Source organism: Vibrio hyugaensis (assembly GCF_002906655.1).
GTDB classification, from domain to species: Bacteria; Pseudomonadota; Gammaproteobacteria; order Enterobacterales; family Vibrionaceae; genus Vibrio; species Vibrio hyugaensis.
This window is the reverse complement of sequence record NZ_CP025794.1, coordinates 192,750-209,937: the sequence shown is the minus strand read 5'-3', so window position 1 is coordinate 209,937 and position 17,188 is coordinate 192,750. Positions and strand designations below refer to the sequence as shown.

The window sequence follows — 17,188 nt, the reverse complement described above, 5'->3', positions numbered from 1 at the left end:
ACAGCGCACTGATCATTAGATTTAGTGCGCCGTTTTTATGTTCATTGGTTCAAGTACAGACTTACTTTGAAGCCAGTGATTCCCACTCGGTCAGTAGCTGCATAATACGGTGAGAGTCTTCCCATGTTGAACAAGGGTTTTCTAACGAGGTACGCCCTTCTTCAACCGCTTGGCGAATATTGCGCACTTGATAGAAGAAAGCGTCCCCAGCTGCCGAAACAGACACTTCACGCTTCGATGTCTCGTAAATTTCCACACTAAACTGGTTTTCTTGCGTTGGTAGCCATGGATTCGAGTCTAACGTAATACAGCCTTTACTACCCAGAATAGTGAATTGGTGTTTCAATCCATGGTCTTCTGCGGTGTGTACGCTCGCCGTTTGTTGCTCACCGAATTGCATCATCAAACTCGATTCACAGATGTTCCCATCGTTACCTCGTCGACCGATCGTCGTCATTGAACGGTTTCCAAAGGCTTGTTCATCCAACATGGTTTTGACCACCAAATGCACCAATGACATTGGGTAACAACCTAAGTTATACAAAGCACCTTTACTGTCTGGATTCACAAACTGTGCAATCGATGCAATATAAGACGTATGGATGGAGCGAAGTTCACCAATCTCTCCCGATGTAAGCACCGAAACCAACTCGCTGATCAACGGGTGATGCAAGTACATCAAACCTTCAGCAAAGAATACCTTGTGTGTTTCAACTGCTTTTAGTGCCAACTCGGTTTTTTCCATATCTACCGAAAGTGACTTCTCACAAAGAATCGCTTTACCCTGCTCTGCCGCTTTGACGATAAAGTCATGATGAAGGTGATTTGGCAATGCGATATAAATAATGTCGACTTGCTCATCGGCAATCAACGCATCGTAATCGTTGAACGTATTCTCGATGCCATATTGCTCAGCGAATGCCTTTAAGTTCTGTTCCGAACGCCCAGCAACCGCGTACAGTTCACTCTTGTCATCGCCTTGGATTGCCTCAGCCATGACACCTGAGATAAAGCTTGTGCCTAAAATGCCCCATTTCATGTTCGCTTCTCCTATTGAGCTTGGGTTTCGAATGCTTGGACTAACTCCACCATTTCAGCCGCAATAAACGCTTGTGTATGCGGCATAGCAAAATGCGCTTCAATCGCGGCGCGGTTTTCATATCGCTCCCAAAGAATCACATGTAGTGGCTCTTTAGAATCGTAGGTCGCATTTGCTTGCAAACATCCCGCTTCACTTTGCATATCAAGGCAAAATTGTTCAATGGCTTCAACCACTTGTTGTCTTGGCTTATCGACATTCATTTTCAGTTCGGCGGTAACAAAAATCGTCTCGCTCATGATGGCTCTCTTTCTCCATTCTTAATCATACGCCCACTGTAATTAACCCCGTTTGATTGATAAACTCTGCTTTAGTTATTTCTTTATCAACTATGGGTGTGCAATGGATAAATTAACAAGCATGAAAGTTTTTGCTTACGTGGTCGAACATGGCAGCTTTCGTAACGCCGCACACCACTTTGATATTTCACCGACCATGGTTGGCAAGCACGTGAGCTTTCTTGAGCAACGCTTAGGTACACAACTGATTCATCGCACCACGCGCAAACAATCCCTGACCGAAGCTGGCAGGCTTTACTATCAAGAGTGCCACCGCATTATTGAAGACATCACCAACGCAGAGAACCTGATCCAGACGCTGATCAACCGTCCAACCGGAACGGTAAAAGTTAACTGCCCTGTCACTTATGGCAAAAAGGTCATTGCACCCATCGTGACTGACTTCTTAGCAGAATTTCCCGATTTGAACGTTGAGCTGATGTTGGATAACAATTTGATTGACCCATATCGAAGTGAAGCAGACGTGATTATTCGAATCGGTGAATTGGTCGATTCGTCGTTAGTCGCAAGAAAGCTGGGTGAATACCACATGACTTATTGCGCTTCCCCCTCTTATCTTGAGCAGCATAAGCCTATCCAGTTACTTGAAGATTTAGAGCATCATCATTGTTTAGGCTTTCACTATCATCAAGGGGAAAGCCAACAAGTGGTCAACATGCCTTCTAATACCTTTGGAAACAGCAACACCCGATTAACGTCTAATAACGGTGATGTACTGAAGTTTGCCGCGTTAAAAGGCTCTGGCGTTCTGCTGCAACCAAAGATCTTAGTTGAACAAGAAATCCAATCTGGCGCATTGGTGGAAATTCTCCATCAACATACTCCCAAGCCAAAGCCGATCCACCTGCTTTACCGTTCAAAACAGCTTTCCCTTAAAAATCGCACGTTTGTCGATTTTGTTCTTTCTGACACTAACTAATCCACCTCTCGTCGCCAAAAGCCGATTTCATTTACCATGACAAACTTCGCTGGTACATCAGTGATAAAAATGTCAAATTCATCAGAGGGTGTGCACGATTGAGGACATCATCTTCAACACCTTATTCCAACGTGTGTTTCACCTCTTCTTATTGAGAGAAGACTTACTTTTTGTGTGAGAATGAATGAATTCCTTCTGTAATTTTAAGCAACTTGTTTAATAAACAAGAACCATGTTATTCATCCAAAAACTTCATTCTTTTTCAATCCTCTCCCAGCCATAATTTTGCTCCAGAATAGCAGACGATAAAAATGCAAATTTGGAGGTTGGCTGTGCGTAATACAAAAGGTTTTACACTGATAGAATTAGTGATTTGCATCGTCATTCTTGGCGTATTGAGTGTCGTCGCATTCCCCAAGTTTCTGGACATTCAAAAGGATGCGAGAATCGCAGTGCTTTATGGGGCACGTGAAGCTTTAATGACAGCAAATAATCAGGTGTACGCTAAAGCCGTCATTCAATCTCAAGAGCAAGTCGATTCAGGTGATCTTAAAAACATCGACTTGGACAATGATGGTGTGAACGATTTGATTGGTTATTACGGTTATATCAAGAATGTGATTCCCGCTCATGATTTAGCCGGATTTGATCCGCAATTAACGATCAATCGATGGTATGGGGTTGAAGACGAAAATGAACCCTATTTCCTCATCGGTTTTGCTAACAAGCCTGTAGACATCTTTCACCTTTGCTATGTTGAGGTGTACTACCCACATACAGCCGGTGGTCAAATAAAGTACGAGATTAAAACTGACGACTGCTAAAACGCCTTAAAATGGGCTTCAAGAGACCTACTTTTGAGGCATTCCCTCTTTTATACGACAGAAACCCGCAAAACCAAACATTAACATAAATTTCACAATATTTTGTTACATCCGGTCGTTACAGAGATAGATAAAGCTCTAAATCAATGCACCATGACAAAATCGACACATTGTATTGTTTTTTATTTCGCTCAAAAATTATGCTTGTAAACTCATCATTTCGCTCAATAATGGTTCCATAATAAATTCAATCATTTAAGCAGGAGGCGAAATGCGAATATTCTGGCAGTTGCGTTGGTATTTTCGACAAAAGTGGAAACATTATGTAGGTTCAATCCTATTATTTGCTGTCATTTCCGCCCTGCAATTAATTCCTCCCAAAGCGGTTGGTATTATCGTTGACGGTGTCGTCGATAACACGCTAGAAACCCGTACCTTAGTCATGTGGTTATTAGGCCTTATCGTGTTGTTTTTTGCGATATATGGCTGCCGAATACTCTGGCGTATATGGCTATTCGGCGCAAGTTGGGAATTAGGGACCATTTTGCGTAATCGCCTGTATCGTCACCTGTCAACTCAACCTCCTCGTTTCTTTGAGCGTTTCAAAACTGGTGACCTCATGGCCCGAGGCACTAATGACGTGCGTAATATCGTGATGACCGCTGGTGAAGGCGTACTAACGGCGGCTGACTCACTGATTACTGGCATTGCAGTACTGATTGTGATGGTGACTCAAGTCAGTTGGAAGCTCACTGTCATGGCGTTGTTACCAATGCCATTCTTGGCGGTAATTATCTTCTTCATTGTTCGTATTCTTCATAAACGCTTTAAAATTGCCCAAGAAGCCTTCTCTTCCATGTCAGACATGACGCAAGAATCTCTCAATGGCGTTCGCATGTTGCGTGCTTTTGGATTAGAAAACCAAGAGCAACAACGCTTCGAGGACGTAGTTGATGATACTGGCGCGAAGAACATTGCAGTTGCAAGAGTGGATGCTCGTTTTGATCCTGCCATTCAGATTACCATTGGTATGTCATTCTTCCTAAGTGTGGCTTCTGGCGCTTACTTGGTAGATAAAGGCGACATCACTTTGGGGGACTTAACCGCATTTACCATGTATCTCGGCTTAATGATTTGGCCAATGCTGGCCTTTGCATTTTTGTTTAATATCCTTGAGCGTGGCTCTGCCGCCTGGAATCGCCTACAAGAAATCTTCGATGAACAACCGGAGATCATCAGTGGTGAGAAATCGTTAGGTAAACAGCCATTACCATTGAACATCAAAATTGATGAATTCCATTGGTCTAAGAATTTACCCGCCGCACTAACCGATTTATACGTCACATTAGAACCTGGAAAGATGTTGGGTATTGCGGGACCGGTTGGTAGTGGCAAATCAACGCTGCTGACTCTCTTGCTCCGTCAACATGATATGGATAATGGCACGATTCAGTTCGGTGACATCAACATTAAAGATGGCGTATTACCTGAGTGGCGAAATCGTTTTGCCGTCGTTAACCAAAGTCCTTTCCTATTCTCTAAATCGATCTTCGACAACATCGCTTTGGGTAACCCAGATGCGTCGAAAGACGAAGTCTACCGCGCGGCAAAATTGGCGTGCATCCATGACGATATCGAAAAGTTTCCCGAAGGTTACCAAACCGAAGTGGGCGAAAAAGGCATTACCCTTTCTGGCGGTCAAAAGCAACGTATCGCGATCGCTCGTGCGATGTTATTAAATGCTCAGGTTCTCGTGTTGGATGACGCACTGTCTGCAGTAGATGGCCGCACAGAACATCAAATACTTAAGAACTTAGAAACTTATTATCGTGACCAGTCGCTGATTGTCATTGCCCACCGTCTAACGGCTCTAGAGGCGGCTGAAGAAATCATCGTACTAAACCACGGTCACATTGGAGAGCGCGGACAGCACAAAGCGTTGCTTGAACGTCAAGGCTGGTACGCTGAAATGTATCAGTACCAAAAACTTGAACAGGCAATGGAGGACTAATCATGAAGCAATCAACAACATTTAAGCGGTTAATGTCTTACCCATTGTCTCAGCCAAAGCCAATGATTAAAGGGCTTTCTCTGCTGTTTATTGCGGCGTTAGCCAGTGCCGGTGGGCCTTGGTTGATCCAATACTTTATCGATGAACATATTGCCAAAGGCGACTACTCGCGCGATATTTTAATTTCGCTCGCGGCTAGTTACATCGCTTTGCAAATCATCTCCGCGACCTTCCAATACTTTCAGTCGCTACAATTCAGTATTGTTGCAACCAATACGATAAAAACCATTCGTAAACAAGTTTTCTCTGGTGTCATCAAACAACCGCTATCAGCATTCGATTACACACCTGCAGGGAAGCTGGTTTCTCGCATCACTAACGATACGGAATCGCTTCAGCAGTTTTATGAACTGCTTATCGCGACGGTGGTGAAAAATGTTGTCATGATCTTAGTCATGCTTGGCGTAATGACTTACATGAGTTGGAAGTTAACACTGGTTGTGTTGGTACTACTGCCTATCGTCGTTGGCTTTATGTACCTATTTAAACAGCTGAGTACCGAGAACTACCGCAACATGCGCGATTTGCTCACCGATATCAATGCGAATTTAAGCGAATCAATCCAAGGGATGAGTGTTGTTCAGCTCATGCAACAAGAAGCGCGTTTTAACAAACAGTTTAATGACCTAACCGAGCAGCACTTGGTTGCTTCTAAAAAGGTGATTCGTTTGAATGGCTACTTATTACGCCCATTAATGGACTTGTTAGCGGGCCTCGCCCTACTCTCTTTGGTGGCTATCTTTGGTTTCAACGGTATCGAACTGATTGGTGTGGGTGTGCTTTATGCGTTCATCAGCTATCTTGCTCGCGTTACCGAACCTTTAATTGAGATGACTCAACAATTGGCATTGCTTCAGCAAGCGCTCGTATCAAGTGAACGTGTGTTCGAATTGATCGATGCGAAAGAGCAAACTTACGGTGATGACCATCAGCCATTAAGAACTGGATCAATTGAGCTTAACCACCTGACTTTCAGTTACGACGGAAAACAAGACGTATTGAAGGACATTTCTTTAAAGGCCAACCACCAAGACTTTATTGCGCTTGTTGGTCATACCGGAAGCGGCAAAAGTACCCTAGCGTCCCTGCTAATGGGCTTCTACCCAGCAGAGATCGGTGAACTGCTCATTGATGGGCGTCCATTAAAGTCGTTAGGTAAAGATGTCCTTCGTAAAGATGTGGCCATGGTTCAACAAGATCCGCACATCCTTCCTGCAAGCGTGCGAGAAAATATATCTCTGGGTAGACCAATGGAAGACGCTCAGATTTGGGATGCTCTTGAAAAAGTCGGATTAGCTGAACAGATTCGTCGTTATCCGAATGGCTTGGATACGCAACTTGGCCAAGGTGAAACCAATCTTTCGGCAGGCCAAAAACAATTGCTTGCACTCGCGCGTGTATTAGTGGCGAAGCCAAAGATTCTTATTTTGGATGAAGCGACTGCGAACATCGACTCGGGGACCGAAGCGTTGATTCAGAAGAGTCTAGAAGTACTTCGCCAAGACATGACACTTGTGGTGATTGCCCACCGTTTATCGACCATTTTGGATGCCGATAAGATCATCGTCCTACACCATGGTGATTTGGTAGAAAGCGGAACCCATAAAGCACTATTGAAGCAAAATGGTCGTTACGCGCAAATGTACCAACTTCAACAAGCAAATCGCCATATTCAGCAAATTGAAGAAGAGGACGATAAGCAGTTCGAGGAAGCTGTTTAAACAGCTCAGAGCGCACATGAGCACTTACGTTAAGCCCGTTTTATCGAAACGGGCTTTTTCTTAGATGCAAACTTTCATTCATAATCTAAACAATTTCTTTATTTCTTACCTATTATTGACATAACCCCTCGCTATTATCAGCAAGGTCGTTGTAAAATCGCGCTAACTACCGACTCAACCTATTCAAACAATACCTGTTTATGACGTTTGTGGGTTTGTGTTTGCGGATTTTTCACATTGCATATTAATTTCATGACAGAAGTCCATGGACCAAGATAAGTTTACTAACATCTATCGCTTGCCAGGTTCGTTACAGATACGAATCGCTAAGTGGCAAAAGACCTTTCGCGGCACATCTGATTTAGTTCTTCATCAGGTGCTAGTGGAACGTAATAAGCAATTTAAGAAGCCGAGCTTTTTACCGAAGAGCTGGTTTATCACGCCTATTGACGAGAAAGATATCACCATCACTCATCATGGTAAGTATATCCAGACGGTAATGCGTACTATGCTCGACAGAAAAGTGTCGTATAAACGCCTTTTCTTATCACGTATGGACGCCGAAAAAGGCGAAAACGTGTTGCGTGAATATAAGCTCGAATGGGTGAGAAAACACAACCAAATCGCAAAGAAATACAACCAAATAAAGAAAAAGCAGTACATGAACTTTGCAAGGGAAGAAGAAGAAACACTATACCCTTCCATTCCTAAAGGAGAGTTCGATAAAACACTTTGGAACAAGTTGGTGGTTTCTAGTTTTGGACCAGAGAAGAAATACAAAAACCCCCACTACGTCCGTAAAGCTGATTTCTAAAAAAATCCCCCGTATGCTCGGGGGACTTTTCGTTTCGCTCTCGATGATTTACCAATCGTAGGTAAGATTCGCAATCACGTTTCTGCGATCACCATACCAACAGAAGCCGTCACACGTCGCGACATACTCTTTGTCAGCTAGGTTTTTCGCCGCCACCTGAAGTTTGTAATCACCAATACGATAGCTTACCGTCGCGTCCATCAAGAAATAGCCTGGGACCTTCAACGTTTCAGTGTTGTCACCGTAGGATTCACCCGTATATCGAGCACCCAGCCCGAAAGCTAAACCATCAAAAGTTCCTTCAAGGAAACGGTAATGTACCCATGCAGAAGATACCGTGTTTGCTACTTGAGACGGCGTATTGCCAACCCAAGATGTATTTACATCCTCTTTGATTTCCGAATCCACATAAGCGATGTTACCAAGTAGAGATAGTGACGGCGTCACGTTAGCAACCGCTTCTAATTCGAGTCCTTTGTTCTCTACCTTACCAATCTGAGTCAGCTCGTTGAGGTAAATACGAGCGAGGTTCTCTTTAGTCGCTTGATATGCGGCAACGTTAAAGTAACCATCAAACGAACGAGCCTGGTATTTCACACCAACTTCAAATTGATCACCGCTTTCCGGTTTAGCGGGTTTGCCAGCACTGTCCTGTTGAATGATTGGGTCGAAGTATTGTGAGTAACTAAAGTATGGCGTAAAGCCAGAATCCGTGATGTAGGCAGTACCTAAGCTGAACGTCCACTCTTCATTATCCACTTTGGTGCGTGAGCCTGTGGTTACGTTATGTACTTCATTACTCGTATCGTCATAACGCGCCCCCAGTAACACAGCCCATTTATCGTTGATCAACATGTGATCTTGAAGATAGATACCAAGCTGTTCATTATCCACCTTAGTACGTTGTTTATCTGCGTCCGTTAGCGGTTGAAGTGTGGTTGGGTCAAGTAACCAAACGTTGTCTGAATAACTTGGGTTAAACACATCAAAACGTGGGTCAGGCAGTATACCAATTGGCGTTGTTAAGATAGTGTCACCGTCCGCGACCAATGGATCACTGGCAAAGTCTTTGCCATCAATGCTCACCATTTGGTAATCAATTCCCACCATGAGGTTGTGTTCCACACTTCCCAATTCCATATTGTGTATCAGACGGTTATCAATATTAAACGCGTCTGATGACCCCTCTTCTGTGGTCGCTGCACGTAAAATACTCTTACGCTCGTTAAGCGGGTCAAGCAATGGACCTAGCCCCGGAACGTCTGCTGCATACACATAGGAGTACATCTGCCTCAGGTTCACGTCCATTTGGCTGTAACGCGTCGACTGCACAAAAGACGTAGTGTCGTTAAACCTGTGTGAGAACTCGTAGCCTAAAGAAAGCTGTTCACGCTCGAATGTTTCCCAGTCCGTGTTTCCTATTGCAAGGCTATCACTGATCTTTCCATTTTTGTTTGGCTTTAATGTCCCCTCAACAGGTAAGAATTGCAGATAAGGGGCGGAGTCATCTTTCTGGTAGCTAGTCAGCAAGGTAATTTCCGACATATCTGTAAATTTGTAAGTCAGTGACGGAGCAATTAAGAACCGCTCAGCCTCGACGCCATCAACACGCGTGCCATTTTTTCTCGCCAGACCTTGAACACGGACCGCGAGCTTTTCATTCACTTCGGAGTTCACGTCTAACGAAATTTGCTTACGATCTTCAGAGCCATATTCCAGAGACACCTGGCCAGAGCCACCATCAAATTGTGGGCGTTTGCTTACTAGGTTGATCACCCCACCCGGTGGGTTTTGGCCATAAAGAACAGAAGCTGCACCGCGCAACACTTCTACTCGCTCTAGTGCAAATGGGTCTATCTGCCAACTGTAAAAACCTGATGAGTAAAGACGAGTGCCATCTTGGTACAAGCCGCTGTTTGCCTGTTTGAAACCTCGGATGATAAACCAATCTTGCTTGTTATCTTCACCAAAGTAGTTGGTTTGAATGCTTGGCGTATATTGCAGCGCATCTGAAACACTGATGGATGCGCGATCATCCATTTGTTCGCGAGTCACTACAGAAACCGCGCGAGGCGTTTCATTGATCGCTAAATCCATTTTGGTTGCAGTGCGACTCTTAGCGCCAAGATAGCTAAAGTCGGGACCAACAGCACTGTCTTCTTGCAGGCCAATAACAACAAGGTTTTCATCTTCTTGAGCAAGCACTTGAGGGGTAGCTAACACCATTGCAATAGCCATTGACGCTGGTGTCAGCATAAACTGCCGATTCATTATTTTCTCCTTTTGTCGGCAACCTTTCCAACCTTTTATATACAATATCAACGCACGAATACGATGAGGTTGGTTCCGGCATAACCACTGTTTTCCATAAATGCAAAAGCACAGAATGTGTTTTGCGAGCACTACTTAGTGGATGATGAGAGCGATCACCCAGTCATAGAATTCTTGTCAGTTGTCTTTGTTTGGGTTCGTCGTCTTGCCCGATGGATTCAAACTCTTACAAACGACGTAACCCCCACATTAGGTACATGCCCCCTATGATTGAGGCCATAAGACCTGCGGGTATCTCTTGAGGATAAAGTACTTGTCTCCCTAGCCAATCTGCCAACAGCATTACGCCAGCGCCAACTAAAGCCGCGCACAACATATGTTGATATGCTTTATTAAATCCAAATAGACGTGCCAAATGTGGCGCAAGTAAACCGACGAAGCTGATGGGACCAACGACCAACGTTGCACTCACAGTGAGACAAGCGACAAGGAGTAACAGAATGGCACGCGAGCGATCTACATTTAGTCCTAATGCCTTTGAAGAAGAAGCGCCAATTGGCAAAATATCCAACCATCGAACACACACAAAGCTCAAGCAGATGAAGGTCAACGCCGACACGGCCAAAGGCAGCAAGGTATCCAAAGAAACGTAATAAGTAGAGCCAGAGAGCCAAGCTAACGCCTGATAACTACGTGGATCGCCGGTAGCCAAAATAAAACTTTGTATCGCATTCATCAGCGCAGTAATCGCAATGCCTGTCAGCAAAATGCGCTCTGGTTGGAAGCCGGATTTTCTATTCAGTAAGACGATTACGAATACCGTAAGTAAAGCGCCGATCAAACCACCTATCGATAAAGTAACCACCGACGCGCCAACGCCAGTAAACATGGCAATAATTAGGCCCATTGCCGTACCAGAACTGATACCGATAACTTCAGGGCTGGCCATTGGATTGCCACTTAAGCGTTGAATAATGGTTCCTGCGATCGCCAACATAGCACCTGCAATCGCCGCCGCTAGGAGCCTTGGCGTTCGCCATTCTAAAAATAGCCATTCTTTAGTCGAGAAAAGAGACCTCCAACCTTGGTTCTGTACAGAAACCGTACTGAAAAGAACCACGCCCGCCAGAATAATCAGAAAGGTAAATGCGATAGCGTGTTTATTCAGCTTATTGACTCGTTCGGAGTGTCGAGTAAGCACCGTTTGGGTATGCCCTTGTGTCTTTTGCGACAACCGCGGCAGTAACCAAAGTAGGAGCGGAGCACCAAGCGCAGCCGTTGCAGCTCCCGTAGGAATAAAGCTAGCCATTAGACCGGGTAATTGCTGAATAACCAAATCGGTCAATGTCAATAACATTGCGCCGATCAACATCGATATCCAAAGCTTGTGCTTGATCTGATGAACACCAATTAAACGCGTGATTGCCGGAGCAGCTAGACCGATAAAACCGATGATACCAACCGTCGCCACCACCCAAGAGGTAATCAAAACCGCTAAACCCAGGCATACAAATCTTAGCTTTGCTAGAGATACACCTAAGCTTTTTGCTCCCTGTTCCGATAACTCCAATAAAGTTAATGGCTTAGCAAACAGAAATGCGACCAGGCCGGCAATCGCGACACGTGGGGCCAAATAGCGAAAGTCATCCCACCCACTTTGAACTAAAGAACCTGCTCCCCAAATCATCAATCCATTAAGCTTCTCGGTATTCATCATCAAAGTGACCGTACTTAGCGAAGCAAAATACAAGTTAATTACCAGACCGGAAACCACAACAACGGTTGGAGACAAAGCACGTCGCCAAGATAACAACATCACCAGCGCCATAGACGTAACACCGCCAATCAACGCAACAAGGTTGGCTGAAAAATCCAGCAACCAAGGGGCGAATAACGTCGCCAACATTAAGGTAAAATTCGCACCACTTGCGACACCAAGTGTAGTTGGTGAAGCCAGTGGATTACGCAAGACTTGTTGCATCAATACGCCAGCGACCGCCAATCCTGCGCCCGAAATAATGGTCGTGAAAACTCGCGGCCACCAGCTAAAATGCAGTAAAACCGAATCTATCGATTGAAAATTTGGTTGCCAAAGGCTTTTCAGCGCAACCGGAAATGCCGCTGTGTTGTGCAGATGAACCACACCAACAAACAGAGTAAGTGCCGAAAGTAACACCACCAGCGTCAAAGGAACGGTTTTCATTCACGTTGCTCCTTTTCTTTTTCTGCAGCCACTAAGTGCGCAAATCGAACAGCAGAAGGCATCGAACCAAAGCTCCAAACGGGAGCGACTCGCATAACGGGGTGGCCTGATTGCTCGACAATGTATTGCCAGAATTTATCACTCGCGAGTTGCTGCTCCCCTCCATGAGGAAGTGGCTCTACAATGACGATCTGTGCTGAGATTCCTGCCAATTTATCAATCCCAACCATGTTAAATCCCCAACTGTTGGTTTCTTCTTTCCATGCATTAGAGAGACCGAGCTTGGCAATCGCCTGAGAATAAAGACTGTTTTCACCAAAAACGCGTACGTGCTTGGTATCCATAAATTGAATCATCAATAAAGGAGCAGAATCTGCATCTATTGTTTGCTTGAGTTTGGAAAGTTGCACCTCAGACTGTGCTATTAGAGTTTCCGCCTGCGCTTCTTTTCCCAACTCCTTTCCAAAAGTACGGGTAAATTGAGTGAGTACCGACCAATCCGTAATGCCTTTACCATAGAGATCGATGGTAGTCACAGGCGCGATATCGGCAAGGCGCTCCTTCATAGCAGAGAAATAAGGCGCAATAAAAATACGATCCGGCTTGAGTTCATAAATACGTTCGATATTAGGTTGCGTTCTCAAACCCACATCTTTGGTTTGCACTGGCAACAATGGCGCTTTTACCCAAGCATCGTAATCTTGCCCTTGCGCAACTCCCACAGGCACAACACCAAGCGCCAACATAGTTTCAGTTTGGGTCCAATCGACAGACATAACTCGTTGCGAGGTTGCATCAACTGGGAAGGTTAAAAAGAGAGCCGTAAGGGAGGCTACGTGCTTTAACCAAGAAAAACGAAGTATGCAGTTCATTGTCGACTCCGCTTAGCTTGGCATTGCTACTGGATATCCAGCGGGGTGATCTGAAATACGCATTTCAATGCCATATATTTCTTTCAGCTTGGGCTCAGTGAACACTTGTTGAACATCACCTTGTGCAATCAAATCACCTTGATGTAGGGCTACGATGTGGTCACAGAAGCGAGCGGCTAAATTGATGCCATGCAGAACAATGATGACCCCTAATCCAAGCTCTCTACTTAACTTAGCGATCAAAGAAAGCATATCGACCTGATGGCTAATATCGAGCGCCGACAGTGGCTCATCAAGTAGCAAGTATTCCGTCTTTTGAGCAAGTAGCATGGCCAGCCACACACGTTGTCGCTCACCACCAGAAAGCGTGTCGACTAAACGATCAGCATATTTCAACGTTCCAGTCATCTCCATCGCTTCTTCGACTATGGTTTTGTCTTTTGCACTTAAACGCCCTAACAAGCCATGCCATGGATAACGACCAAAACTGACCAAATCACGGCTAAGAATACTGTCCGTCATCGGTAAGTGTTGGGGTAGATATGCGATATGTTGTGCGAATTTTTTTGCGGAAAAATGATTAATATTGTCGCCGTGCAACAAAACATCACCGTCACTGTATGCCTGCTGCTGGGCTAACAACTTGAGAAGCGTGGATTTTCCTGAACCATTGTGGCCAACGAGCGCGTACGTTTTTCCAGTTTCAAACGTCAAATCAAATGCTTTCAACAGAGACTTTCCGTTAATGTTGAACTGAAGAGCTTTGGCTTCTAACATCCCTACTTCACCTAATCCATTTAACTATCGGCATCGGTAATGCGTGATTAACCCATTCACCTATCCGTTACGTTTCATTATTTTATTCAACAAAACGATTAATAAGCTTGGCTTTATATAACAGGGCAGATACAAATGCAAACCATTATTATTATCATTAGTTGATTATTTTATAAATTTAAAAGATGGTAAGGCTCGGTGATTCAGATCGAGTGCGCTCCTTGCTTATCGATAAGGAAGATAACCAAGTGACTTCAAGAAGCAGGATTCAAAACGAAGGGGGAATTTACGTTTCGAGACGATTGGGCAAGCGGCTAAGTGATAGGCACTTGCCCATAAGATGAATTACGCTGCGGCGGTGAGAAAAAGTGGATGAGGTCCGCAGCCGTTTGATGACATTAGTGACGAGCGTCAGCGCCAAATTCTACTTCTTTATAGATATCGGCCAGCGACTTCTTACCTTGTCTGTCTTTGGCTGAACGCTTCTTAGGTTGGTAATAATGCTCTTGGTCATGCAAAGCTTCTTCGTGTTCTTTTGCAGACTCTACGAATTCATCATTCGCAAGTGCTTGTTGGCGTAAGCGGTTTACTCTTTCAAGGGTTTCCCACAACATACTTCACCTCCAAACGAGTTACTGTATACATATACAGCATTATTTATAATGACCTCCTAGTCAACATTTGATTCCCTTCACGGTTTACTCCTCTACTTTCACATTAATCCCATGCCTGCATAATGCTCTGGGTATTTATGGATGATTTGCTTTAAGTAATCTTGATGATCACGTAAAGCGTTGACGCATTCTCTTGATAACAATCCCTGATACACAAGCTTTTCTAACTCTAATAACGCATATGGGATCGACCACGCCTGACGATATGGATGGTGGGTAGTCATCACATCGAACACATTAGCGACAGCGACAATTTTGGCCGCAATAGGAATATCGATGTCCTCCAATCCATACGGATAGCCCGACCCATTTAAGTTCTCGTGTTGATATGTCATGATTTGGTGGAACAAGGTAATGCTTGGATGCACTGGGTTACCAATTCTCGCAACAATGTTATCTGCGGCTTCTATGCATTGTTCGATGTGCTCTTGTAGTCGCGATTCTTGCTCGCGAGATAAATGATGGCGACGGCAAACAATGTCGGCTGGTAAAGCGGTCTCACTCAAAGAGTGGTATCTCGCAAACATCCCAATCTGCTCCACCACTTCATCACAGAGTTGGTAACGGTCGGCAATGTGAGTGGCGATCACTTGACTGTAAAGTCCCATCCTCTTGCTATGAGAAAACACTTCGGGCGAATAGCCTGGCATCAAGCAGTGCATCCGTTCTGCAAGTATTTCGATTGCATTAACCACATGGTCCTCCGATTCCACAGCAAACTGTACCATTTCGAAATACGGTTTGAGGCCATTCAGCGCTTCTAAACTAAAGGCATTTGGTTGGATGGAGTTGAGGAACACAAAACCAGTAAAGGTTTGCTGATCATAGCAAGGGACAGCAACAGAGGAGTGATAACCGTGTTTAAGTAATGTCTGAACACGTGAGCAATGGTTGATGTCGTAGAGATCGTTAACCACACGAGGGACGGCGTTATCAGCCGCGAGACTAAGATTGTGAAGCTTGCGCAAAGGCGCTTCATGATGCGCTAGACACCAAGTATCAAACTCACTTTCAGCAAAAGATTTTAGCACACCTTGCTTAGGGTGATATTTGGCAAACGACACCCTATCAATGCATGGCAAATGGACCTGCATCCTATTTTTCAATGTTTGCATTTGCTCATTAAGCGGCTTTGCAAACGGGTAAAAACTCCGGTGCGCCATACTTCACCTCCACACCCAAGTAGAGAAATACCGAAGAAAAGGCTCATTAAAGTCAGCGTATTTGATGTGATTAGAGCGGCTTTTCTCCACCTAAATTATCGACATACCACAGTCTAAGTGTACGAAATAAAAACAGTTTTCCGCCAATATTTTCACCGAATATTCTACGGTAATTTAATCCAGATCAAAAAAACCAGTGCGCTGTAACACACTGGCTTTCGTTTTATTCACCGTTTTTATTAACCAAGCGCAGGTAACACTCCCAGAGTAATCAATACTTGTGCCAAAACAATGCCTGTTCCTACAATCCCCGTTACCGCCAACGCACCTTGGCCTCCTGCAACGCGGTATTCACCAGTAAACTCTTCAGAGCGACGTACTTTCACCACCATCACCAGAGGTAAGAAAATCGCAAGGATCGCCAGCGCAATTGCAGCGTAACCTAATGCCATAATAAAGCCTTGTGGGTAAAACAGTGCAAAGCCAAGCGGTGGCGTAAAAGTTATGACAGCCGCCACCAAACGGTTTGGTTTTTCACTATCGCCTTTGATGGTGTCACCCAAGAATTCAAACAGGCCTAAACTCACTCCCAAGAAAGAGGTCAGAAGAGCTAAGTCGGCAAATACACCAACAACACTGCCAAGATTGGACTGATGAACCGTTTGAGAAAGCTGTCCAATCAGTGCACTCAAACCACCATTTTCAACCAGTGCTTCTTGGCTTACGACGCCTAAAGTGACGATCTGCCAGAAGATGTAAATCACTAATGGAATGGTCGAACCCACAATGATCGCTTTACGTAGCGATGATGTGTCGCCGTCTAGGTAGTTCACAATCGCCGGAATACTGCCGTGGAAGCCAAACGAAGTAAAAATAACTGGGATGGCGGCAACAATCAGTCCTTGCTCTACAGGCATGCTTAATAGGTAAGATTCGGTCACATTTGGCGCAAGAAATGACAACACTGCGATCATGGTCACCATTTTAAGACCAAACAATACGCGGTTTACTTTGTCTACAGTGCCAGTACCCACTGTCACAACCATGGTCACAATAAGAGTAAAGATGATGGTTGAAGTCGAACCTGAAATATCTAGACCAAACCATTCGGTGAGTCTGTCACCAAACTGAGCACCACCACCAGCGATATAAGCAGCACACAATGAGTAAAACAAGAAAAGCATGGCAAAGCTTGCAACCCACTTGCCCTTCTGACCAAGAATTTGTTTCGCTAGAGTATGAAGAGTTGCACTGCTATCGGCATACTGATGAAGCTCCAACATCAATAGCGCGGTAAACGCCATTAATGCCCACAGACCTAGCATGATCAGCAAGGAAGTCGTGAAACCAATACCCGCAGAGGCAAGAGGAAGTGCCAGCATACCGGCACCAATTGTAGTCCCTGCAATAATCAGGGTACTACCAAACACTTTAGATCGACTCATTGTATATTTATCTTTACAGCTTAATAAGATTTATTA

General features: G+C 44.6%; 14 protein-coding genes. 5 read left to right on the top strand and 9 right to left on the bottom strand.

Features of this window, described 5'->3' with window-relative positions; translation table 11 throughout:
* Window positions 1–61 precede the first annotated feature (61 nt).
* The gene (locus C1S74_RS01825) at window positions 62–1,039 is read right to left on the bottom strand and encodes a Gfo/Idh/MocA family protein (RefSeq protein ID WP_045403374.1); all 978 of its coding nucleotides are present in this window, start codon (window positions 1,037–1,039) and stop codon (window positions 62–64) included.
* Window positions 1,040–1,050: 11 nt separating this feature from the next.
* On the bottom strand, window positions 1,051–1,338 hold the full coding sequence (locus C1S74_RS01820) for a putative quinol monooxygenase (RefSeq protein ID WP_045403376.1): 288 nt from the start codon (window positions 1,336–1,338) through the stop codon (window positions 1,051–1,053).
* 103 nt (window positions 1,339–1,441) lie between these two features.
* On the opposite strand from C1S74_RS01820, the gene C1S74_RS01815 reads away from it, so the two are divergent.
* From C1S74_RS01815 to C1S74_RS01795, 5 genes are all read left to right on the top strand, one after another.
* Entirely contained in the window at window positions 1,442–2,317 is an 876-nt protein-coding gene (locus C1S74_RS01815; RefSeq protein WP_045403377.1) for a LysR family transcriptional regulator, read from the top strand.
* Window positions 2,318–2,649: 332 nt separating this feature from the next.
* Window positions 2,650–3,141, top strand: coding sequence for a type II secretion system protein (locus tag C1S74_RS01810; protein ID WP_045403379.1), 492 nt, complete (start codon window positions 2,650–2,652; stop codon window positions 3,139–3,141).
* A gap of 271 nt (window positions 3,142–3,412) precedes the next feature.
* A complete protein-coding gene (locus C1S74_RS01805; RefSeq protein WP_045403380.1) occupies window positions 3,413–5,152 on the top strand; it encodes an ABC transporter transmembrane domain-containing protein in 1,740 nt (579 codons plus the stop codon).
* 2 nt (window positions 5,153–5,154) lie between these two features.
* Window positions 5,155–6,933, top strand: coding sequence for an ABC transporter transmembrane domain-containing protein (locus C1S74_RS01800; RefSeq protein ID WP_045403382.1), 1,779 nt, complete (start codon window positions 5,155–5,157; stop codon window positions 6,931–6,933).
* 265 nt (window positions 6,934–7,198) lie between these two features.
* On the top strand, window positions 7,199–7,747 hold the full coding sequence (locus C1S74_RS01795; RefSeq protein ID WP_038872233.1) for an MSHA operon transcriptional regulator: 549 nt from the start codon (window positions 7,199–7,201) through the stop codon (window positions 7,745–7,747).
* A 48-nt stretch (window positions 7,748–7,795) separates the two neighbouring features.
* On the opposite strand, the gene C1S74_RS01790 is transcribed toward C1S74_RS01795, so the two are convergent.
* The 7 genes from C1S74_RS01790 to C1S74_RS01760 all read right to left on the bottom strand — a co-directional run bounded on the left by C1S74_RS01790 (window position 7,796) and on the right by C1S74_RS01760 (window position 17,152).
* The gene (locus tag C1S74_RS01790) at window positions 7,796–10,018 is read right to left on the bottom strand and encodes a TonB-dependent siderophore receptor (RefSeq protein ID WP_045403384.1); all 2,223 of its coding nucleotides are present in this window, start codon (window positions 10,016–10,018) and stop codon (window positions 7,796–7,798) included.
* Window positions 10,019–10,244: 226 nt separating this feature from the next.
* Window positions 10,245–12,221: a Fe(3+)-hydroxamate ABC transporter permease FhuB gene (gene fhuB / locus C1S74_RS01785; RefSeq protein ID WP_045403385.1), complete on the bottom strand. Its 1,977-nt coding sequence runs from the start codon at window positions 12,219–12,221 to the stop codon at window positions 10,245–10,247.
* Window positions 12,218–13,093, bottom strand: a complete 876-nt coding sequence (locus C1S74_RS01780; RefSeq protein ID WP_039976682.1) for an ABC transporter substrate-binding protein — start codon at window positions 13,091–13,093, stop codon at window positions 12,218–12,220. The genes fhuB and C1S74_RS01780 overlap by 4 nt, the downstream gene beginning before the upstream one ends.
* 12 nt (window positions 13,094–13,105) lie before the next feature.
* Window positions 13,106–13,870 (bottom strand): ABC transporter ATP-binding protein, encoded by a 765-nt coding sequence (locus C1S74_RS01775; protein ID WP_045403388.1) that lies wholly within the window; start codon window positions 13,868–13,870, stop codon window positions 13,106–13,108.
* Window positions 13,871–14,268: 398 nt separating this feature from the next.
* Window positions 14,269–14,484: a hypothetical protein gene (locus C1S74_RS01770; RefSeq protein ID WP_038872220.1), complete on the bottom strand. Its 216-nt coding sequence runs from the start codon at window positions 14,482–14,484 to the stop codon at window positions 14,269–14,271.
* A gap of 98 nt (window positions 14,485–14,582) precedes the next feature.
* Window positions 14,583–15,707 carry an HD-GYP domain-containing protein gene (locus C1S74_RS01765; RefSeq protein WP_045403390.1) on the bottom strand — a complete coding sequence of 375 codons (1,125 nt, stop codon included), beginning with the start codon at window positions 15,705–15,707 and terminating at the stop codon, window positions 14,583–14,585.
* A gap of 239 nt (window positions 15,708–15,946) precedes the next feature.
* A complete protein-coding gene (locus C1S74_RS01760) occupies window positions 15,947–17,152 on the bottom strand; it encodes an aromatic amino acid transport family protein (RefSeq protein ID WP_045403392.1) in 1,206 nt (401 codons plus the stop codon).
* Window positions 17,153–17,188 lie beyond the last annotated feature (36 nt).